Source organism: Ruegeria sp. HKCCA5929, from assembly GCF_013034525.1.
In the GTDB taxonomy this organism is placed as follows: domain Bacteria; phylum Pseudomonadota; class Alphaproteobacteria; order Rhodobacterales; family Rhodobacteraceae; genus Ruegeria.
On sequence record NZ_WQGE01000006.1, the window covers coordinates 120490 to 140255 of the forward strand.

General features: G+C 58.8%; 18 protein-coding genes. 8 read left to right on the forward strand and 10 right to left on the reverse strand.

Translation table 11 applies throughout. The features are described from left to right. Positions 1 to 13 precede the first annotated feature (13 nt). Entirely contained in the window at positions 14 to 946 is a 933-nt protein-coding gene (locus GOV90_RS15215) for a glyoxylate/hydroxypyruvate reductase A (protein ID WP_171093575.1), read from the forward strand. A 2-nt stretch (positions 947 to 948) separates the two neighbouring features. On the opposite strand, the gene GOV90_RS15220 is transcribed toward GOV90_RS15215, so the two are convergent. The 6 genes from GOV90_RS15220 to GOV90_RS15245 all read right to left on the reverse strand — a co-directional run bounded on the left by GOV90_RS15220 (position 949) and on the right by GOV90_RS15245 (position 7519). Then, positions 949 to 2964, reverse strand: coding sequence for a M3 family metallopeptidase (locus GOV90_RS15220; protein WP_171093576.1), 2016 nt, complete (start codon positions 2962 to 2964; stop codon positions 949 to 951). Between the two features lie 75 nt (positions 2965 to 3039). Beyond that, positions 3040 to 4089, reverse strand: a complete 1050-nt coding sequence (locus tag GOV90_RS15225) for a molybdopterin-synthase adenylyltransferase MoeB (RefSeq protein ID WP_171172868.1) — start codon at positions 4087 to 4089, stop codon at positions 3040 to 3042. Further along, positions 4089 to 4544 (reverse strand): dUTP diphosphatase, encoded by a 456-nt coding sequence (gene dut / locus GOV90_RS15230; protein WP_171093580.1) that lies wholly within the window; start codon positions 4542 to 4544, stop codon positions 4089 to 4091. Before dut ends, GOV90_RS15225 begins: the two co-directional genes overlap by 1 nt. A gap of 15 nt (positions 4545 to 4559) precedes the next feature. Next, complete coding sequence (gene coaBC / locus GOV90_RS15235; RefSeq protein ID WP_171093582.1) at positions 4560 to 5756, reverse strand: bifunctional phosphopantothenoylcysteine decarboxylase/phosphopantothenate--cysteine ligase CoaBC; 1197 nt, start codon at positions 5754 to 5756, stop codon at positions 4560 to 4562. A gap of 63 nt (positions 5757 to 5819) precedes the next feature. After that, positions 5820 to 6644, reverse strand: a complete 825-nt coding sequence (locus GOV90_RS15240; protein ID WP_171093584.1) for a ChaN family lipoprotein — start codon at positions 6642 to 6644, stop codon at positions 5820 to 5822. Next, positions 6641 to 7519, reverse strand: a complete 879-nt coding sequence (locus GOV90_RS15245; protein WP_171093586.1) for an RNA polymerase factor sigma-32 — start codon at positions 7517 to 7519, stop codon at positions 6641 to 6643. The genes GOV90_RS15240 and GOV90_RS15245 overlap by 4 nt, the downstream gene beginning before the upstream one ends. 100 nt (positions 7520 to 7619) lie before the next feature. On the opposite strand from GOV90_RS15245, the gene cobU reads away from it, so the two are divergent. The 4 genes from cobU to GOV90_RS15265 are packed head-to-tail and all read left to right on the forward strand — an operon-like array spanning position 7620 to position 11221. Continuing rightward, complete coding sequence (gene cobU / locus GOV90_RS15250) at positions 7620 to 8141, forward strand: bifunctional adenosylcobinamide kinase/adenosylcobinamide-phosphate guanylyltransferase (protein ID WP_171093588.1); 522 nt, start codon at positions 7620 to 7622, stop codon at positions 8139 to 8141. Continuing rightward, the gene (locus tag GOV90_RS15255; RefSeq protein WP_171093591.1) at positions 8138 to 8716 is read left to right on the forward strand and encodes a histidine phosphatase family protein; all 579 of its coding nucleotides are present in this window, start codon (positions 8138 to 8140) and stop codon (positions 8714 to 8716) included. The genes cobU and GOV90_RS15255 overlap by 4 nt, the downstream gene beginning before the upstream one ends. Positions 8717 to 8774: 58 nt before the next feature. Further along, positions 8775 to 9659 carry a glutathione S-transferase gene (locus GOV90_RS15260; protein ID WP_171093593.1) on the forward strand — a complete coding sequence of 295 codons (885 nt, stop codon included), beginning with the start codon at positions 8775 to 8777 and terminating at the stop codon, positions 9657 to 9659. 47 nt (positions 9660 to 9706) lie between these two features. Next, entirely contained in the window at positions 9707 to 11221 is a 1515-nt protein-coding gene (locus tag GOV90_RS15265) for a YifB family Mg chelatase-like AAA ATPase (RefSeq protein WP_171093595.1), read from the forward strand. On the opposite strand, the gene gshB is transcribed toward GOV90_RS15265, so the two are convergent. The 3 genes from gshB to rsmI form a co-directional block, all read right to left on the reverse strand. Continuing rightward, entirely contained in the window at positions 11218 to 12150 is a 933-nt protein-coding gene (gshB, locus tag GOV90_RS15270; protein WP_171093597.1) for a glutathione synthase, read from the reverse strand. The genes GOV90_RS15265 and gshB overlap by 4 nt on opposite strands. A gap of 61 nt (positions 12151 to 12211) precedes the next feature. Continuing rightward, positions 12212 to 12583 (reverse strand): YraN family protein, encoded by a 372-nt coding sequence (locus GOV90_RS15275; RefSeq protein ID WP_171093599.1) that lies wholly within the window; start codon positions 12581 to 12583, stop codon positions 12212 to 12214. A 4-nt stretch (positions 12584 to 12587) separates the two neighbouring features. Then, entirely contained in the window at positions 12588 to 13442 is an 855-nt protein-coding gene (gene rsmI, locus GOV90_RS15280; RefSeq protein ID WP_171093601.1) for a 16S rRNA (cytidine(1402)-2'-O)-methyltransferase, read from the reverse strand. A gap of 88 nt (positions 13443 to 13530) precedes the next feature. On the opposite strand from rsmI, the gene GOV90_RS15285 reads away from it, so the two are divergent. The 3 genes from GOV90_RS15285 to murJ are packed head-to-tail and all read left to right on the forward strand — an operon-like array spanning position 13531 to position 19020. Further along, positions 13531 to 14703 (forward strand): penicillin-binding protein activator, encoded by a 1173-nt coding sequence (locus tag GOV90_RS15285; RefSeq protein ID WP_171093602.1) that lies wholly within the window; start codon positions 13531 to 13533, stop codon positions 14701 to 14703. Then, positions 14663 to 17482, forward strand: coding sequence for a [protein-PII] uridylyltransferase (locus tag GOV90_RS15290; RefSeq protein ID WP_171093604.1), 2820 nt, complete (start codon positions 14663 to 14665; stop codon positions 17480 to 17482). Before GOV90_RS15285 ends, GOV90_RS15290 begins: the two co-directional genes overlap by 41 nt. After that, entirely contained in the window at positions 17479 to 19020 is a 1542-nt protein-coding gene (murJ, locus tag GOV90_RS15295; RefSeq protein ID WP_171093606.1) for a murein biosynthesis integral membrane protein MurJ, read from the forward strand. Before GOV90_RS15290 ends, murJ begins: the two co-directional genes overlap by 4 nt. Here murJ and GOV90_RS15300 read toward each other — a convergent pair whose 3' ends face one another. Then, on the reverse strand, positions 19021 to 19707 hold the full coding sequence (locus tag GOV90_RS15300) for a rhomboid family intramembrane serine protease (RefSeq protein ID WP_171093608.1): 687 nt from the start codon (positions 19705 to 19707) through the stop codon (positions 19021 to 19023). Positions 19708 to 19766: the final 59 nt, after the last annotated feature.

Below are 19766 nucleotides of genomic sequence, written 5' to 3' on the forward strand. Positions count from 1 at the left end.
TGAAAGGCCCCCGATGCCCGCAAACGTCCTGTTTTCCGCGCGCCCTGCGCTTTGGCCCGTGTATGAGCCGCTGCTGACCAATTTCCTGGCAGAGGCCAATGTAGACGCACGGCTGAGCACCGAGTTTGAGCCGGATCAAGTGGACTATGTCGTCTATGCTCCGAATGGCGGCCTGCAAGACTTCACCCCCTATACGCGATTGAAAGCGGTGTTGAGCCTTTGGGCAGGTGTCGAGAAGATCGCGGATAATGAAACGCTGACTGTCCCATTGGCGCGGATGGTGGATCACGGGCTGACGCAGGGCATGACCGAATGGGTTGTGGGCCACGTCCTGCGCTACCATCTGGGCATGGACCAGCACATTACCGTTCAGGATGGCGTCTGGACCCCTGTTGCCCCGCCCTTGGCCCAAGAGCGTAACGTCTGTATTTTGGGATTGGGCACGTTGGGTGAGGCCGCAGCCCGAGCCCTGACAGCGCTGAACTTTCAAGTCTCCGGTTGGAGCCGTACCGCCAAAGACATTCCCGGCATTGTTTGTCTGCATGGTCCAGAAGGATTGCGGCAAGCGCTTTCTCAGGCAGAGATCGTGGTGCTGTTGCTTCCTGATACACCTGCCACAGAAAACGCGCTGAACGCCGAAACGCTGGCCTTGCTGCCTAAGGGCGCGCGGATCATCAACCCGGGTCGCGGCCCGCTGATCGATGACGATGCGCTATTGGATGCCCTCAACACAGGTCACGTCGGTCACGCAACACTGGACGTGTTTCGTGTCGAGCCCTTGCCTGCCGATCACCCCTATTGGGCGCACCCGAATGTCACTGTCACTCCGCATATCGCGTCTGAAACCCGCCCGATCACAGCCGCGCAGGTCATTTGCGAGAATATCCGGCGCGGTGAGGCCGGAGAGCCCTTTGTGCACCTCGTAGATCGCACTCTGGGCTACTGAACTCAGGCCGCGATCAGACCGCGGCCTTTCAACAGGGCATCCACACCCGGCAATCGACCCCGGAACGCAAGATACAAATCTTCCGCCTCCTGTGACCCACCGGTGGACAGGATGTTGTCTTCCAGCGCCTTGGCGCGTTCGGGATCAAAGGCACCGCCTGCCTCTTCAAAGGCGGCGAAGGCGTCGGCATCCATCACCTCGGACCACATGTAGCTGTAATAGCCCGAGCTATAGCCATCACCGGCAAAGACATGGGCAAAATGGGGCGTGGCGTGGCGCATTCCGATAGCATGTGGCATACCCAATTCCGCCAGAACTTCGGCCTGTTTTGCCATCGGATCTGCCGGGGCATCGCCATCATGGAAGGCCAGATCAACGAGCGCGGAGGCAACATATTCCACTGTCTGGAATCCTTGATCGAAATTGGCGGCGTTTAACACCTTCTGCAGCATCTCTTGCGGCATTGGCTCGCCCGTTTCGGCATGGGTCGCAAACTCGGCCAGAACCTCGGGAACTTCCAGCCAGTGTTCGTAAAGCTGGCTGGGCAGTTCTACGAAATCACGCGCAACCGAGGTGCCAGAAATGCTTTCATAGGTTACATTCGACAGCATCTGGTGCAGGGCATGGCCGAATTCGTGGAACAATGTCCGCGCGTCGTCGTAAGACAGCAGCGCCGGATCACCTTTGGCAAAATTGCAGACATTGATCACAACAGGTGCCTGAACCTGCGGGAACTTCGCCTGCGCCCGCATCGCGCTGCACCACGCACCAGATCGCTTCGATCCCCGAGCAAAGTAGTCACCGATGAAAACGGCGATGTGCTGCCCGTCACGTGTGACTTCCCAAGCCCGGCAATCCGGGTGATAGAGCGGAACGTTCAGCGGCGCGAATTCCAGCCCGAACAGACGGTTTGCGCAGGCAAAAGACGCCTCGATCATACGGTCCAGTTGCAAATAGGGTTTCAGGGCCGCCTCATCCAGATCGTGCTCCGCCTTGCGCCGCTTTTCGGCGTAGTAGCGCCAATCCCAGGCTTCCAGCGGGCCGTTGATGCCGTCTTCCTGCATCATCTGTGTCAGGATCTCGGCGTCAGCATCGGCACGGGATTTGGCCGGTTCCCACACCTGCATCAACAGTTCACGCACGCGATCCGGTGTGCGGGCCATTTCGGTTTCCAGCTTGTAGTCGGCGAAACTGTCATAGCCCAGCAGCTTGGCGCGTTCCTCACGCAGCGCCAAAATCTCGGCAGCGATGTCGCGGTTGTCGGTGTCGCCCCCATTGGCCCCGCGCGCGGCCCAGGCGCGATATGCCTTTTCGCGCAGGTCCCGACGAGGTGAGAATTGCAGGAACGGTACAATCAGCGACCGCGACAGGGTCACCACTGGCCCTTGTGCCTCTTTCTCTTGCCCCGCAGCGCGGGCTGCATCCAGGACGAAATCCGGCAGGCCTTGCAGATCCTCTTCGGTCAGGTCCATGAACCAGTCCCGCTCATCTGCCAACAGGTTTTGAGTAAAGGACGTTCCCAAAGAGGCGAGGCGCGACTTGATCTCTTGCATCCGGGTGTCGTCTTCCCCTGCCAGTGCTGCGCCAGCACGCACGAAACCGCGATGGGTCAGCATCAGCACACGCGCCTGTTCCTCTTTCAGGTTCAGATCATCGCGCCGCGCCCATAGGTCGGCCACGCGTTTGAACAGCGCCTTGTTCGAGGAAATGCCGGAAAAATGTGCCGACAGTTTGGGGGAGAACTCTCGCTGCAACTCTTCCCGTCTGGGATTGCTGTCTGCCCCTGCAACCGTGAAAAAGACCGACAGAACCTTGTCCAACTGCTCGCCCGCAGCCTCCAAAGCCTCAATCGTATTGGCAAAGGTCGGAGCGTCAGAATTCTCGGCAATCGCCGCGATCTGATCGTTATGCGCCGTCATCGCCTGATCCAGCGCCGGGGCGAAATCATCGTCCGAGATTTCGGCAAAGGGGGCAATTTCAAACGGGGTGGTCCAGCTGGACAGGATCGGGTTGGTCATTCGGATCTCCTTTGACCCTATAGCTAAGTCGCCAAGGCCGGGTGTTCCAGAACCCCTAGCCTGCGTAAAGAAAGGTTAATCGTTCGCGGTGCCGCAGACTGGGCAATCGGCGCGACGGGTCAGCGTTATCTTGCGGCTTTCGCCGTACAGAGCGTCATAGATCAACATCTCGCCACGCAACGCCATGCCTGCGCCCGTGATCACCTTGATCGCCTCAACCGCCATCATCGACCCAACAACGCCGGGCAAGGGGCCGATTACTCCGGCCTCGGAACAGGACGGGGCCAGACCGGGGGCTGGCGCCTCGGGGAAAATGCACTGATAGCACGGGGTGCCATTGGCCGGGTCGAACACACTCAGCTGCCCTTCCCACTGCGACAAAGCCCCTGAGATCAGCGGTTTGCCCAGCGCGACGGCCGTGCGGTTGGCCAGATAGCGCGTGTCAAAATTATCGGTCCCGTCAAGGATCAGGTCGAAATCGGCAAACAGATCGGCCGCAATCTCATCGCTCAACCGGCGATGATAGGGCAGAACCACCACGTTCGGGTTCTGCGCCTCCATCGCCTGCTGTGCCGAAAAGACCTTGGGCATGCCGATATCTGTGTCCCGGTGAATGACCTGCCGCTGCAGGTTGGCGTTCTCGACAACGTCATCATCTATGACACCGATTGTGCCCACACCCGCTGCAGCCAGATATTGCAAAGCCGGGGCACCCAAACCACCCGCGCCAATCACAAGAACCCGTGCTTTTTTCAGCTTTTTCTGCCCCGGACCGCCCAATTCGCGCAAAACGATGTGACGGGCATAGCGGTCCAGCTCGGTCTCGGTAAATCGGTCGGTGGGCACGGCAGGTTCCTGATCTGAAACGGACTCTGCGCGATTGCGCAGGGCTTTCAGCCCCCTGCCATACACCAAAACAATCGCGCCGAAACCTACAAGGATCAACCACATTGCCGCCGAGCCGCCTGTCGCCTGACGCAGCGGATGCCCGTCTGGCAAGATCAGATGAGACAGGATCACTCCGGCCAACAACACACTGACCGAAACCACACGCGCTGTTTTTGACGTGCCGGCAATATAGCCAACACCCCAAAGTCCCGCAGCCAGAACAAAAACCAGCAGCATCAGCCGCGCCCGGTAGAGCCAAAGCCGCCGGACCCGCGACCGGTTTCACCCAATTCATCAGCCAGTTCGAATGTGGCTTGCACGACCGGAGCGACTACCAGTTGCGCGATGCGCTCGCCATGAACAATCTCGAACCGGTCCTGGCCCGCGTTCATCACGATCACCCCCAAGGGTCCGCGATAGTCACTGTCGATGGTGCCTGGCGTGTTGGGCAGTGTAATCCCGTGTTTCAGTGCAAGGCCCGAGCGAGGACGGACCTGAACCTCGTACCCCTGAGGTATTTCGATGCGCAGGCCGGTTGGCACGAGAGCGCGTTGGCCGGGTTCCAGCAAGATATGGGTGCCACCTGGCAAGTTGGCGCGCACATCCGCCCCGGCGGCCCCAGCTGTTTCATAAGACGGAAGCGCGACAGCAGGGTCAGCACCGTCTTCGCGGATCACTCGAATTGCAACCATGCCTTTGCCTTTCCTTCAGTCTGTCAATGCGTCCGCGATCTTTGCCGCCAGACGCCGGGCAACTTCGTCCTTGCCCAAGCGCGGCCATTCCTCGGCACCACTGTCCGAGATCAGAATGACCGCATTCTCGGACCCACCCATGATGCCGGTTGCCGGGCTGACATCGTTCGCAACGATCCAATCGCAGCCTTTGCGAAGGCGCTTGGCGGTGGCGTGTTCAACCACATCGTCCGTTTCCGCCGCAAAACCCACCACCAGCGGCGGGCGGCCCACATCCATCTGGGATACACGTTTCAGAATGTCCGGGTTTTCGGCAAATTCCAGAACCGGCAGGCCATCCCGGCTTTTCTTCAGTTTCTTGTCCGATGCACTGGCCACACGCCAATCCGCGACCGCCGCCGCGAACACGCCCGCATCGACGGGCAGAGCAGCATCGACCGCGTCAGACATCTGTTGCGCCGTCTCGACCGGTACGACCTGTACACCTGCCGGAGGGGGCACATCTGCGGGACCGGTAACAAAGATCACCTCGGCCCCCAAATCTGCCAGCGCTTGTGCCACAGCGGAACCCTGCGCCCCGGACGACCGGTTCGCGATATAGCGCACAGGATCAATCGGTTCGTGCGTGGGGCCCGAGGTCACGAGCACACGTTTGCCAGCCAAAGGTCCCGCTGTCAGTTGAGCCTCAATCGTCGCACCGATCTCCAAAGGTTCGGACATGCGGCCCGGACCGTATTCGCCGCAAGCCATGTCGCCTTCGTTTGGCCCAACAAAACGCACCCCATCGGCCTGCAGCTGCTTTAGGTTGCGTTGCATTGCCGGGTGATCCCACATCCGTACGTTCATCGCGGGCGCGCAAAGAACAGGCGTGTCCGTCGCCATCAGAAGGGTCGATGCCAGATCGTTTGCCAGCCCAGAGGCCATCTTGCCCATCAGATCCGCCGTTGCAGGGGCCACGACGATCAAATCGGCCGAGCGTGAGAGCTGAATATGCCCCATCTCAGCCTCATCGGTCAGATCAAACAGATCGCGATAGACTTTTTCGCCTGCAAGTGCGGACACGGACAAGGGGGTCACAAATTCTTCTGCTGCGCGGGTCAGAACCGGCGTCACATCAGCTCCACGCTCGCGCAGCCTGCGGATCAGATCCAGCGACTTATAGGCCGCAATCCCCCCGCCAATGATCAGCAAAATGCGTTTGGATGACAGCATGTTCAGCCCTTCCCGTCCCGGTCGGCCCCGACATTAGGCAAGGCCAGCAGGTAGTTCCAGAGATTAATTTTGCACCTGGAATGCCGCGCAGGGGTCTTCGCGCTCTATCGATGGGCTGTCGATTACCACGTCGAAATCGCCATCGATAATCCCGTCTTCGGATTGTCCTACTGCAACAACCTTCCACCCCGGGGAAAGACGCGCAAGATAGGTCGGGATCCCACGATCCTTGCGCGCATGACCATTGCCGGTGATCACGGCTACCGGTCCGCCGGTTTCTTCCATCGCAAGCACCACTGCACGGGCAAGCACCGCGTCACGCAAGCGTTGAATTGCAACCATCTGAGGCAGCATTTCAGCAGGCAACGCGTCGCAATGAGCGGCCAGTTGATCCGCCTCTCGCGCTGCCTGTTCATCGGGTGGTAAAGGAACCGTCAAACCAAATCGCGCCGCATCCGCGCCCAAAGCGGTGGCCGCCCCGCGTTCCATCGCAGCGCGTGCGGCAGTCCTTGGCACCATTGCCCCATACACGGGCGCAGTTGAGGCTTGGAAAACAGGATAATACATGCTGAGCGGAGGCCATCCGCTTTCAGCCCATTTCAGGATACGGCCCAACTCTTCCGGGTCCGACGCTGCCTTTTGCGCCAACCGCTGCGCGCCTTCTTCAGTGACCATTTCCCACACAACTGCCGAAGGAGAAAAAGCGGTCAGTGCTGCGGCCTGAATGTGGTGATGGGTGGGGTTGTCGTGTACCTCACCAAGGATCAAGACATCGGCGCCCTGCATCGCAGTCAGAGCTGTGTCAGGTATTAAAGCCTCTGCTCCGCCAGGTCGCACTGCGGCGACCATAAAGCCCAGAACACACACAAGAATCGCAAGATGTTTCATGCAATGAAGTGTTGCACCTCGCGCGACTGACCTTCAAGGTTCTTACGCATTTTTGAAAAAGCCGCGGCCTCTAGCTGGCGCACACGTTCTTTTGACAGACCCAGCTCATCTCCAAGGCTTTCCAACGTCCTTGCAGGCTCTCGCAGCTTGCGCTCGCGCACAATGAAACGTTCGCGGTCGTTCAGCGCGTTCATCGCGATCAGCAACCACTCGCGCAGTTGCGCTGTGTCATGGCTGTGTTCAACAGATTCTGCAGCCTGTTCGCGATCGTCCTCTAACGCATCGATCCACTCGCGCCCGTCTTCGTCCGCAGACTGCACCGCATTCAGCGAAAAGTCTGAACCGGAAAGACGCCCTTCCATCATTTCGACATCACGCAGGGGAACACCAATTTCGGTGGCAATCATCTGATGCAGCTGGTGACGATCCAACTCCAAACCTTCGGTGGCTGCCTCGCGTTCCAACCGGGCCTGAACCCGCCGCATATTAAAAAACAACGACTTTTGGGCGGATGTGGATCCTGTCCGAACCATTGACCAATTGCGCATCACATAGTCCTGAATGCTCGCTTTTATCCACCACACGGCATAGGTCGAGAAGCGCACACCGCGATCAGGGTCGAACTTGTCTGCCGCCTTCATCAGACCCAACCCAGCCTCTTGAATAAGGTCGTTCATCGGCGCGCCATAGCGTTTAAACTTAGCTGCCATCGAAATCGCCAGCCGCATATATGCGGTGATCAACCGATGCAGGGCTTGTTCATCACGCTCATCGCGCCACGCGTAAGCCAGCTTTAGTTCGGTTTCCGCATCCAGCAACTCAGCCTTCATCGCTTGCCGGGACATCGAAAAGTCTGTCGCGTTATCCAGTGCCATCAACCTCTCCCCTGTTTTGCAGGCGCTGGCCGGGCTTGCTTTGCCGACCTATGACCGATACGCAAAACAACACTAAGTGGATCATCCAAAGGTAAGAATTGTGTCGTCGGATTTAACCTTGGTTCTTGGGGGGGCTGCCTCGGGCAAGTCGGCTTTTGCTGAAGAACTTATTGTTTCCACAGGGAAAAGCAGGAGTTATCTTGCGACATCACAAGTGTTTGATGACGAGATGCGCCAAAAGGTTAAGCGCCATCTGACACAGCGTGGCGACGGCTGGACCACGTTTGAGGAACCTCTTGATCTGGGACCGTTGCTGGCCCGCTTGCCGCACGATCAGATTTGTCTGATCGACTGTGCCACCATGTGGTTAAGCAACCATCTTCTGGCGGAATCCGATCTGGAAGTGGCACAGACCAACCTGCTGGACGCCCTGAACGACTGCCCGGCCCAGGTTGTGATTGTCTCGAACGAGGTAGGTCACGGGATCGTCCCGGACAACGCCCTCGCTCGCCAATTCCGCGAGGCGCAGGGTCGACTGAACATAGCCTTGGCGGCGCAGGCGGATCTGGTCGTACAGGTGACAGCCGGATTACCATCTGTTCTGAAAGGCCAATTGCCATGACGCGCCTGCATCTTGTCCGTCACGGGCCGACACATGCAAAAACCATGGTCGGTTGGTCGGATCTGCCTGCGGACCTGAGCGATACAGCAGCCTTGAGACGCCTGCATGATCATCTGCCGTCCGAGGCAATTGTGATCTCTTCCGACTTGTCGCGCGCTGTAGACACAGCGTCAGCAATTCAGGGGCCACGCCTTCGCTTGCCTCACAATCCGGACCTTCGGGAAATCCACTTTGGAAGCTGGGAATTGCGCGGCTTCGCCGATATCGAAGCAGAAGACCCTGAACTGGCCTTTGCCTATTGGGATAACCCCGGCGACGTCCGCCCACCGAAGGGCGAAAGCTGGAACGACGTCCGCAATCGGGTCGATACCGCAATCGACGCGCTTGTGGCTCAGCACACGGGGCGCGATCTGGTGATCGTCGCGCATTTCGGCGTGATCCTCACGCAAGTGCAACGCGCTTTGAATCTAGATGGGCAGCAAACCTTTTCGCACCGGATCGATAATCTGTCTGTCACGGATATCGCCTTGGAAGACAACAAATGGTCGGTCGGTAAGATCAATCACCTTCCGTGAACTAACCCCGCACAAATCACTGTTTTACTGAGCCACCGGCCTGCGGCATCGTTCATATATGACTTATGATTTGTATATCGGTGACCGCCTCTTCTCCAGTTGGTCCATGCGCGGCTGGTTGATGCTTGAGAAATTCAATCTGCCTTATCGCAGCCACATGATCGGCCTGTACTCGGGCAGCATGAAACAAGACATGGAATCGCTGGCGCCAGCCCGTCTGGTTCCCGCGCTGCGCCTGCCCGAGGGAACGGTTGTGGGCGAAAGCCTGGCCATGGCCGAAACGTTGGCCGAGCGTCACCCAGACGCGCAGTTGTGGCCTGAAGATCCCGCCGCACGGGCAACCGCCCGCTGGCTTTGCTCTGAAATGGTCGCCAGTTTCAGCGCCCTGCGCGGCCAATGCGCAATGCAGTTGCGGCACGTTTGGAAAGGATTTGTTCCGTCTTCTGGAACGCTGGCAGATCTTGAACGGATTGAGACACTCTGGGCACACGCGCGGCGTATCTCGGGTGCGCAAGACGGTCCGTTGTTCGGCACCTATTCGCTGGCAGATGTGTTCTACACGCCCGTCGCAGCACGGATCATCAGCTACGGGCTACCCGTGTCCGAGGCGAACCGGGCCTATTGTTTAGACCTCCTGTCGGACCCAGCCGTCAGACAATGGCGCGCAATGGGTATGACAGTTCAGTATGACCCATTCCCCTATCCGCAGGAGTTGGCATCGATGCCCTGGCCGGTCGGAGGGGACTCGAACGCCAAACCGGTATCAGGCGGCCCTTCCCTCAACGAGACTTGTCCGTATTCCGGCAAACCGGTTGCGGATTTTCTGGAATTGGATGGTCAATGCTGGGGGTTCTGCAATCCATTCTGCCGCGATAAAACTGTGGCTGACCCCGGCGCGTGGCCCAAATTCACCGCCTTGCGCGCATCCGTTAACGACTCTTAAACCACAACCATGGCAGCAACGTCCTGTTAACCAAGAACAGGACTGCCATGGTCGCCCGTGCACATACCGTTGCCTTCCAAGGGGTCGATGCCCGCCCGGTCGAAGTGCAGTGCGCCGTATCCCCCGGCCTGCCCGCCTTTTCCATCGTGGGCCTGCCAGACAAGGCGGTATCCGAAGCCCGCGATCGCGTGCGCAGCGCGCTCAGCGCGATGGCAATCGCCTTGCCCTCAAAGCGGATCACCATCAACCTGTCCCCCGCCGACCTACCCAAAGAAGGCAGCCATTTCGACCTGCCCATAGCCGTCGCGCTGCTATCGGCCTTAGAGATCATTCCAGCCGACGCCGCTGAAAGCACCGTAGCTTTGGGAGAGCTTTCACTCGACGGTTCTCTGGTCCCGGTGGTTGGTGCCCTGCCCGCGGCGATGACGGCGGCATCTGATGATCGTATGTTGCTCTGCCCCCGCGCCTCCAGCGCCGAGGCGGCCTGGGTCGACGCAACGCAGGTGATCGGCGCGGGGTCTCTGGGCGATGTTGTGCGCCATTTCTCGGGCCAATCCCCCCTACCAGCCGCCCAGCCCGGCGAGGTGAACCTGACGCCCAGCGCGCGGGATCTGCACGATGTAAAAGGGCAGGAACGCGCCAAACGCGCCCTGGAGATCGCTGCCGCAGGACGTCATCACCTGATCATGATCGGAACGCCGGGATCGGGTAAATCCATGCTGGCCGCGCGGCTGCCCGGAATCTTGCCCCCCCTGACCGCAGTTGAGGCTTTGGAAACCTCGATGATCCAGTCCTTGTGCGGTTTGCTGGACGAAGGCGGCATCAATCGCACGCGCCCTTTTCGCGAGCCCCATCATACGGCATCCATGGCCGCAATCGTCGGGGGCGGCAAAGGGGCAAAACCCGGTGAGATTTCGCTGGCTCATAACGGCGTTTTGTTCATGGATGAATTTCCTGAATTTCCACGCACTGTTCTGGAAACCTTGCGCCAGCCCATCGAAACCGGCGAGGTTATGGTGGCGCGCGCAAATGCGCATGTGAAGTATCCCTGCCGGTTCATGCTGGTGGCCGCAGCCAACCCTTGCAAATGCGGCTATCTGACGGACCCCTCTCGCGCCTGCTCACGCGCTCCGGGGTGTGGTGAGGACTATTTGAACCGCATCTCAGGACCGTTGATGGACAGGTTCGACCTGAGGATTGAAGTACCGCCGGTGGAATTCACTGATCTTGACTTGCCGCCGTCTGGCGACAGCTCTGCCACAGTCGCTGAACGGGTTGAAAATGCTCGCGCCATTCAGGCAAACCGATTTCAAGAAACGCCACATCTGCGCCAAAACGCGGATGCAGAAGGGAAGGTTCTGGAGGAGATCGCAACACCCGATGCGGAAGGCAAAGAGCTTTTGCTGAAAGCGGCGGACCGGTTTGGCCTGTCCGCCCGCGCGTTTCATCGCATTCTTCGTGTGGCGCGCACAATTGCCGATTTGGAAGCATCCGCAAACGTGCGCAGAGCGCACGTAGCCGAGGCGCTGAGCTTTCGCATCAGCGCCCGGGTCATGGCTTAGATTTTGGCTTCGATGGCCTGCCAGATTTTTTCGGCGATGTTGACGCCATCAAAGCGCTCAAGCTCTTGAATGCCGGTGGGGGAGGTCACGTTGATCTCGGTCAGATAGTCTCCAATGACGTCGATCCCGACAAAGATCTGACCTTTTTCTTTAAGCAGGGGGCCGATGGCCGCGCAAATCTCAAGATCACGCTCTGACAAACCAATCTTTTCCGGACGCCCGCCCACATGCATGTTGGATCGCGTTTCGCCCGCAGCAGGAACCCTGTTGATCGCGCCAACGGGCTCACCATCGACCAAAATCACCCGCTTGTCGCCATTGCTGACGTCGGGCAGGAATTTCTGCACGATCAGAGGCTCACGCGAGAAGCCCGTGAACAGCTCGTGCAGAGACGTCAGGTTGCGATCATTGGCGTCCAGTCGGAACACGCCTGCGCCGCCATTGCCATAGAGCGGCTTGAGGATGATATCGCCGTGCTTTTCCTTGAACGCTTTGATCGCTTGCAGATCACGCGCAATCGTTGTTGGCGGTGTCAGGTCAGGGAAATCCAGCACCAACAGCTTTTCCGGATAATTGCGCACCCAGAACGGGTCGTTGACCACCAGAGTCTGACCCTTGAGACGATCCAGCAAATGCGTGGACGTGATATAATGCATGTCAAACGGAGGGTCCTGTCGCAACCAGACCACATCGAAATCAGCCAGATCAACCTCGCGTTCCGGTCCCAGCACCGCCGGATCACCTGCGACCCGCTGCACTGTCATGTCGTGGCCACGCGCCGTGATGCGGCCTTCCTGATAGGCCAGTTGATCCGGCCCGTAGAAAAACAACGAATGCCCGCGCGCCTGCGCCTCTTCCGCCAGCCGGAATGAGCTGTCGGCGTTGATGTCCACGGCCCCGATCGGGTCCATTTGAAAGGCGATTTTCATGGCGTATCCCTCAGTTTCACGCCAGATACATGGCCCAGCAGGCCCTGGGGTTCAATGGGGCTTAGTTGTGACCAAAGGCGTTTTCGATGATTTGAACTGCGCCAGAGCCATCCACCAGAGCTGCGTCAAAGCGCACTTCGGTGAGTTGCCCGTTTGGTTCATTCTCCAAAAACTGAGCTGCTGAGGCGTAGATTCTGTCGATCTGTCTGGCGCTGATCCGGGCCGCCGCCTTGTCAAAACTACTGCTTTTCTTGACCTCGATGAACACAAGCCCAGCCCCGTTGCGCGCGATCAGGTCGATTTCACCACCCCCGCCGCGCCAGCGTCTATGCAGAATGGCCATGCCACGGCGCTCATAATCCTCAGCAACCCGAAGCTCTGCCGCCTGCCCGGCGTGGTAGGAAACAGAGCCCTGATTTGTCCGCCGACCCATGTCATCATTTTCCCAGCTTCAGAGCTTTCTGGTAAATCGGTCGGCGCGGCAGGTCATACATTTTTGAAACAAGATCCGCCGCATCCCGAACCGAGTGGCTTTCCAACGCTCGCATCAAAGCCTCTTCTACATCGGATTCGTTAACGCTTTGCGAATGGCCGCGATCGACCAACACAACGATTTCACCTTTGACCGTTTTGTCTTGGTACTCCTCGGCCAAATCGGCCAGGGTGCCTCGGCGGATCTCTTCGAACTTCTTGGTCAATTCGCGACACAGCGCTGCCTGTCGATCCGCCCCCAGAACCATGGCCAAATCTGACAAGCTGGTGGATACACGTTTTGGGGATTCGTAGAACACAAGCGTGCCGGGTATGTCCTTCAATGCCTCAATCCGGGCGCGGCGTGCCCCGGATGCATTGGGTAGAAAACCAGCAAAAAAGAACGCGTCGGTCGGAAGACCTGCCAAGGTCAGCGCTGTCAAGGCAGCCGACGCACCGGGGGCGCAGGTCACCATGTGCCCGGCCTCAGCCGCCTGCTTGCCCAGATCATAGCCCGGATCCGCAATCAGCGGCATGCCCGCCTCGGACGCATAGGCAACCGATTGCCCCTGCGCCAATGCCTGCATGAGTTTATCGCGCGCACCTGCGCCGCTGTGGTCGTGATAGGCTTGAATCCGGCGCCCCTCGAGTGGGATGCCGTGAATCTCCATCAAACGGCGCAAACTGCGGGTGTCTTCCGCTGCGATCACGTCGGCTGAAGCAAGAACATCCAACGCCCTGAGCGTAATATCGCGCGCGGTTCCAATCGGAGTGGCAACAAAATACAGGCCCGCAGCCAATCTGATCTTTTGGAAATTCAAAGCTGGACCCTCACAGCGTGACGTTTATTATCGCGGCTCGACAGAACAGAAGCATTCATAGCCGTCGGATCAGGGAGTTTTCATTTAGATGTTCACCGTTTGCAAGCCCGTTAGCAAGTTGGCGAAAGCTGCTGCTGCCCTGACAACCGCGGCGTTTCTGGCCGCCTGTGAACCAGGCGGCCTTGGGGGTGGACCTTCGATCAATACCTCTGCTCCGGTCCCGGTTGCCTTGCTTGTTCCCAGCGGATCTGGCCAGTCAGGCGATGCGGCATTGGCGCAAAGTCTGGAAAATGCCGCGCGTCTGGCAATGTCTGATCTGCCCAATGTGACAATTGACCTGCGCGTTTACGACACTGCCGGAAACCCGAACACGGCGACAGCGGTGGCCCAGCAAGCCGTTGCGGACGGCGCCAAGATCATCATCGGACCGGTCTATGCGCAGGCTGCAAATGCCGCCGGGTTGGCGGTATTGAACAACAATATCAACGTTCTTTCGTTTTCGAACAATACCAGCATAGCGGGTGGGAACGTCTTTGTCCTTGGCCCTACGTTTGACAATACGGCCAACCGGTTGGTGAGCTATGCGGGCAGCCAGGGCAAGGCTAATACGGTGATCGTGCACAGCAACGACGCCGCAGGTCAGCTGGGACAAGCCGCCATTGCCAGCGCGCTGGCCAGCAGCCGGGTCAACAACGCCGGCACTGTTGGATACGACCGCTCGCAGCAAGGCGTTATCAACTCGGTGCCCTCCATCAAAGCCACAGTTGATTCGACAGGGGCCGATTCGATTTTCCTGACGGCCACAACGGCTGGTGCGCTGCCATTGTTCTCGCAATTGCTGCCCGAAGCTGGAGTGTCACAGGCCACGACGCAATTCATCGGTCTGACGCGCTGGGATATTCCCCCGCAAACATTGGAACTGCCGGGTGTTCAGGGTGGATGGTTTGCCCTGCCTGATCCGTCCAAGGCACAAGCTTACCGCCAACGTTACAACGCGACATATGGCGAAGCGCCCCATCCGATCAGCGGGTTGGCCTATGACGGTATCGCAGCCATCGGCGCGTTGGTCAGCCAGGGCAAATCCGACGCGCTGACCGCGTCAGCGCTGACTCAGAACGCCGGTTTCCAGGGCGTTGGCGGCATATTCCGCCTGCGTCCGAACGGCACCAACGAACGCGGTCTGGCCGTGGCCACGATCCAGAACAAACAGGTGGTTGTGATTGACCCTGCCCCACAAAGCTTCTCTGGCGCCGGCTTCTGATCTGCCGGGCGCCAGCCCTGTGCCTGAAACCTCATTAATCTGCCCCGCTGAAGACATCTTCGACAATGCCAGCGTCCGTGACGCGCTGGCGCTGGCGTTTGAGTCATGCACAGACAACAGCAAAATGCGGGCTGAAACGGTGCGTATTCTGCGCGACGCGCAAAAGGCCGGGCGCGCTGCTATTGCCGAAGCCTTTGGCAAACAACCCTTTGCGGCGCACGCACTGACGCGGTCCTACACCTATCTAACGGATCAGCTGGTCGGTACGGCGATGCTGGTGTCCAGCACACGCCTACATCCGCTTGCGACGCCCACCCAAGGCGAGAAGATTGCGGTTTTGGCCGTTGGCGGATACGGGCGCGGGGAAATGGCGCCATCTTCGGACGTCGACCTGCTGTTCCTAACCCCCTACAAAATCACAGCCTGGGCCGAGAGCGTCATCGAATCGATGCTCTACATTCTGTGGGACTTGCGGCTGAAAGTCGGCCATTCCTCTCGTACGATAAAAGACTGCTTGCGGCTGGGCGCCGAGGATTTCACGATCCGCACCGCCATGTTGGAACAACGCTATCTGGCCGGTGACAAGGCCCTGGCAGACGAGCTGGATCAACGTCTGAAAAGCGATTTGTTCAAAGGAACCGAACGCGAATTCATCGAAGCCAAGCTGAAAGAACGGGACGAACGCCATCTCAAACAAGGTGAGCGCTATATGGTCGAACCCAATGTGAAAGAAGGCAAAGGCGGTCTGCGTGACCTTCAATCGCTTTATTGGATCGCAAAGTATGTCTATGGCGTGCAGGACGTGGCCGAACTCGTTCCTCTGGGTCTGTTCACCCCGGAAGAGTTCGAGACCTTTGTTCAGGCCGAAGATTTCCTGTGGGCCGTGCGATCGCATCTGCATCTGGTGACGGGCCGCGCCACCGAACAGCTAACCTTCGACATGCAGGTCGAAGTGGCCGCACGCATGGGCTATGAGGACCGCGCCGGGCGGCGCGCGGTCGAGGTGTTCATGCAGCGCTACTTCCGCGAGGCCACTCGGGTCGGTGAGCTGACGCGGATTTTCCTGACCAAGCTCGAAGCGCTCCACATGAAAGGCGCGCCGTTGCTGGAGCGTATTTTCCGCAGAAGACCAAAGGTCAAAACCGGGTACAAAGTGGTTCACGGTCGCCTCGACGTAGCCGATCCCGATGCGTTCCTGTCGGACAAACTGAACCTTCTGCGTTTGTTCGAAGAAGGGCTGCGCACCGGCATGTTAATCCATCCAGATGCTATGCGGCTGGTCAGCGCCAATCTGCATCTGATCGATGACGAAATGCGCAACGACAAAGAAGCCAAGCGCATTTTTCTGGATCTTTTGCTGAAACACGGCAACCCGGAACGTGCTTTGCGAAGGATGAACGAATTGGGCGTCCTGTCGGCCTTTTTGCCCGAGTTCGAACACATCGTGGCGATGATGCAGTTCAACATGTATCACAGCTACACGGTGGACGAGCATACCATCCAGTGCATCATCAACCTGGCCCAAATCGAACGCGGAGAACTGGTGGAATCCTTGCCGCTTGCCTCTTCGATCCTTGAGCGCGGCGTAAATCGAAAAGTGCTGTATGTCGCGCTACTGCTGCACGACATTGCCAAAGGTCGGCCCGAGGATCATTCGATCCTGGGTGCACAGATCGCGCGCAAAGTGGCCCCGCGATTGGGGCTGAGCAAATCAGAGTCGGAAACGGTTGAATGGCTGGTCCGGTATCACCTGCTGATGTCAGACATGGCGCAAAAACGCGATATTTCGGACCCGCGAACTGTTCGTGATTTTGCCAAGGCCGTTCAAACGGTCAAACGGCTGGATCTGCTGACCGTTCTCACCGTCTGTGACATTCGCGGCGTCGGTCCCAACACCTGGAACAATTGGAAAGCCACGTTGCTGCGCGCCTTGCACGCAGAGACAAAGCGCGCGCTGGAAACTGGTATGGAAGACCTCAATCGCGCCAATCGCGGGGCAGAGGCCAAGAAGGTCCTGCGCACGGAATTGGCGGGTTGGTCCAAGTCAGACCTCAAAACTGAAACAGCGCGTCACTACGATCCGTATTGGCAGGGTCTCAATCTGGCGACGCATGTCGAGTTTGCAGAGATGCTCCACGCACTGGACCAAAGTGGTGATCCGGGCGCGATGGAGATCAGGCTTGAACCTGACGAAGATCGCGACGCGACGCGGGCTTGCTTTGCAATGGGCGACCATCCCGGGATTTTTGCCCGCATTGCCGGGGCATTGGCCCTTGTCGGCGCAAACGTCGTGGATGCCCGCAGTTACACAACCAAAGACGGTTACGTCACGGATGCGTTCTGGATTCAGGACGCTGAAGGACGTCCTTTCGAAGCCGCGCGACTGCCCCGCCTGACGCAGATGATCCACAAGACACTGCGCGGCGAAGTGGTTGCCAAGGAAGCCCTGAAATCACGCGACAAGATCAAGAAACGCGAACGGGCCTTCAACGTGCCGACCCATATCACTTTCGACAATGATGGGTCCGAAATCTACACGATCATCGAAGTTGATACACGCGACCGCCCTGGTCTGCTCTATGACCTGACCCGGACGTTGGCGGCGGCGAATGTGTACATTGCCAACGCCGTGATTGCGACCTACGGCGAACAGGTGGTGGACGCCTTTTACGTCAAGGACATGTTCGGACTGAAATACCACTCGGAAAGCAAGCAGCGCGGGCTTGAGGCGAAGTTGCGCAAGGCGATCACCGAGGGTGCCGAGCGTGCAGCCTCATGAAGCAAATCCGGTTGATTTCGGGCTTTTTCACGGTTGGCTTTTGGACACTCGCCAGCCGCATTCTAGGATTTCTGCGGGAAATTCTGCTGACCGCGCTGATCGGCCCCGGGCCGGTGATGGACGCGTTTGTTGCCGCCTTCCGCCTGCCGAACATGTTCCGCCGCTTTTTTGCCGAGGGTGCCTTTAACGCGGCCTTCGTGCCCATGTTCTCAAAGCGGTTGGAAGCGGATGAGAATCCGCAGGGCTTTGCGCAGGATGCGTTCAACCTGTTGGCGCTTGCCGTTCTGGCACTGGTTGGGCTGGCGCTGGTTTTCATGCCCGGTCTGGTGTGGCTGACAGCAGAAGGGTTTTATGGCGACGAGCGCTTCGATTTGGCTGTGGACTATGGCTATGTCGTCTTTCCTTACATCCTGTTCATGTCTCTGGCCGCGCTATTCTCCGGTGTCCTGAATGCGACGGGGCGGTTCGCGGCCGCAGCTGCCGCACCGGTTTTGTTGAACATCTTTGCCTGTACGGCGCTGATCGCCGGAGCCCTTTCAGGCGGCGAGGTCATTCGGTGGCTGATCTCGGTTATTCCGGCTGCAGGTATCGCTCAATTGGCGCTGGTCTGGGTTGCAACGGAACGGGCAGGTATCCGCATTCGGCCCGGCCTGCCTAAACTCACGCCCGAGATGCGTAGGATGGTCCGCATCGCGGTCCCCGCAGCTCTGGCGATGGGGGTCACGCAGGTCAATCTGGTGGTCGGCCAATTGGTGGCGTCGAAAACCGAAAAGGCCGTGAGCTGGCTGTTTGCGGCAGATCGACTGTACCAACTGCCGCTTGGCGTGGTTGGTATCGCCATCGGTATTGTTCTGCTGCCCGACCTGTCACGCCGTCTGCGCGCCGAAGACAAAGAAGGTGCGCGCAACGCGTTTTCCCGTGCCGGAGAGTTCATGTTGCTGCTGACCCTGCCTTCGACCGTGGCGTTTCTGGTCATCCCGAACCCGCTGGTCTCGGTTCTGTTCGAACGGGGGCAATTCACCTCTGAAGATACCACAGCCACAGCGCTGGCCGTTGCCATCTATGGCATCGGACTACCTGCCTTCATGCTGCAAAAACTGCTGCAGCCTCTGTATTTCGCACGCGAGAATACGCGTTCTCCGTTTCACTATGCTGTTGTGGCAATGATTGTGAATGCGGCTTTGGCGTTTGGCCTCTTCCCGCTTGTGGGCTGGATCGCCCCCGCCATTGCTGCATCAACAGCGGGTTGGGCCATGGTCGTTCTGTTGGCCATAGGCGCGCGCAACATGGGAGGCGAAGCCCGGTTCGATGACCGGTTCAAACAGCGCGCGGGTCGGATCGTGCTGGCCTCAATTGGCATGGGCGTGGTCTTGTATGCGGCGCTTCTGGCGTTTGGTTGGACGTTGAGTGTTCCCGGTTGGAGATATCTGGCGCTGCTTGTCCTGATTATGGTCGCTGCGGCTTCTTACTTCGGCCTGTGCCACCTCTTGGGCGCATTCAAACTTTCCGAGTTCAAACGCGCCCTGCGCCGCTCCTGATCAGTCGCGGCGTATGCGCCCAACGATTCGATCCCAGGCGCCGGGTGCGACAAGGAAAGAGACGCCGAAACCGGTGGCAAACCCGCCCAGATCGGCGACCCATTCCCAATTGCCGCCAAAGATCAGGCCAAACAGGAATTGAATGCCCATCAGGACGGCAATGAGCTGAAATGCCCGCGCCTGATTTGCGCCAACCAAGGATAGTTTGCGCCACAACAACCAGGTAAATGCGCCGATCAGGCCGTAAACCGGTGGAAACCCTCCGATCAGAGGATAGCGCGGGTCCAGCAGAACGGCATAGGCCAACGCCCCCCCGATACCAGAGACGACAAAGATCAGCAGCATGGGGAAGCCGCCAAACACTTCACCGACCATCTTGCCCATGGCCAGAACGAAAACGCAGACAAACACCGCCTGCGTGAAATTGGCCGAGACAAACGGATAGGTCACGAACCGGATCACATGTTCAAACGGCCAGCGCCCGTTCAGCACCATCCAGTCGAAGATATCCGCCGAAAACGCATAGTGTTGTATCGCGTCCAGCCGCCAGCCGACCGCTGTTGGCCCTCCGACCAAACCGCGCGATCCCAGCGTAAAAGCGAGTTCAATGCCGATGATGAACAGAACCAGCGCCACAACAACGGGCGGCAAAGGGTTCACGGCGGGTGTGTAATGCTCACTGCTCATTGGGCGGGCCTTTCGCGGCTGTTGACGTCCCTGTGCCTCATGGGTAAGCGACGGGGGCT

Bases quoted from the DNA above. Each gene is read 5' to 3' on its own strand.
- GOV90_RS15265 (WP_171093595.1), top strand. From the start codon at position 9,707: ATGGTCGCCCGTGCACATACCGTTGCCTTCCAAGGGGTCGATGCCCGC.
- GOV90_RS15255 (WP_171093591.1), top strand. From the start codon at position 8,138: ATGACGCGCCTGCATCTTGTCCGTCACGGGCCGACACATGCAAAAACC.
- GOV90_RS15215 (WP_171093575.1), top strand. From the start codon at position 14: ATGCCCGCAAACGTCCTGTTTTCCGCGCGCCCTGCGCTTTGGCCCGTG.
- murJ (WP_171093606.1), top strand. From the start codon at position 17,479: ATGAAGCAAATCCGGTTGATTTCGGGCTTTTTCACGGTTGGCTTTTGG.
- GOV90_RS15260 (WP_171093593.1), top strand. From the start codon at position 8,775: ATGACTTATGATTTGTATATCGGTGACCGCCTCTTCTCCAGTTGGTCC.
- coaBC (WP_171093582.1), bottom strand. From the start codon at position 5,756: ATGCTGTCATCCAAACGCATTTTGCTGATCATTGGCGGGGGGATTGCG.
- dut (WP_171093580.1), bottom strand. From the start codon at position 4,544: ATGGTTGCAATTCGAGTGATCCGCGAAGACGGTGCTGACCCTGCTGTC.
- GOV90_RS15285 (WP_171093602.1), top strand. From the start codon at position 13,531: ATGTTCACCGTTTGCAAGCCCGTTAGCAAGTTGGCGAAAGCTGCTGCT.
- gshB (WP_171093597.1), bottom strand. From the start codon at position 12,150: ATGAAAATCGCCTTTCAAATGGACCCGATCGGGGCCGTGGACATCAAC.
- GOV90_RS15225 (WP_171172868.1), bottom strand. From the start codon at position 4,089: ATGCTGCTGGTTTTTGTTCTGGCTGCGGGACTTTGGGGTGTTGGCTAT.
- GOV90_RS15245 (WP_171093586.1), bottom strand. From the start codon at position 7,519: ATGGCACTGGATAACGCGACAGACTTTTCGATGTCCCGGCAAGCGATG.
- GOV90_RS15275 (WP_171093599.1), bottom strand. From the start codon at position 12,583: ATGGGTCGGCGGACAAATCAGGGCTCTGTTTCCTACCACGCCGGGCAG.
- GOV90_RS15240 (WP_171093584.1), bottom strand. From the start codon at position 6,644: ATGAAACATCTTGCGATTCTTGTGTGTGTTCTGGGCTTTATGGTCGCC.
- GOV90_RS15220 (WP_171093576.1), bottom strand. From the start codon at position 2,964: ATGACCAACCCGATCCTGTCCAGCTGGACCACCCCGTTTGAAATTGCC.
- GOV90_RS15300 (WP_171093608.1), bottom strand. From the start codon at position 19,707: ATGAGCAGTGAGCATTACACACCCGCCGTGAACCCTTTGCCGCCCGTT.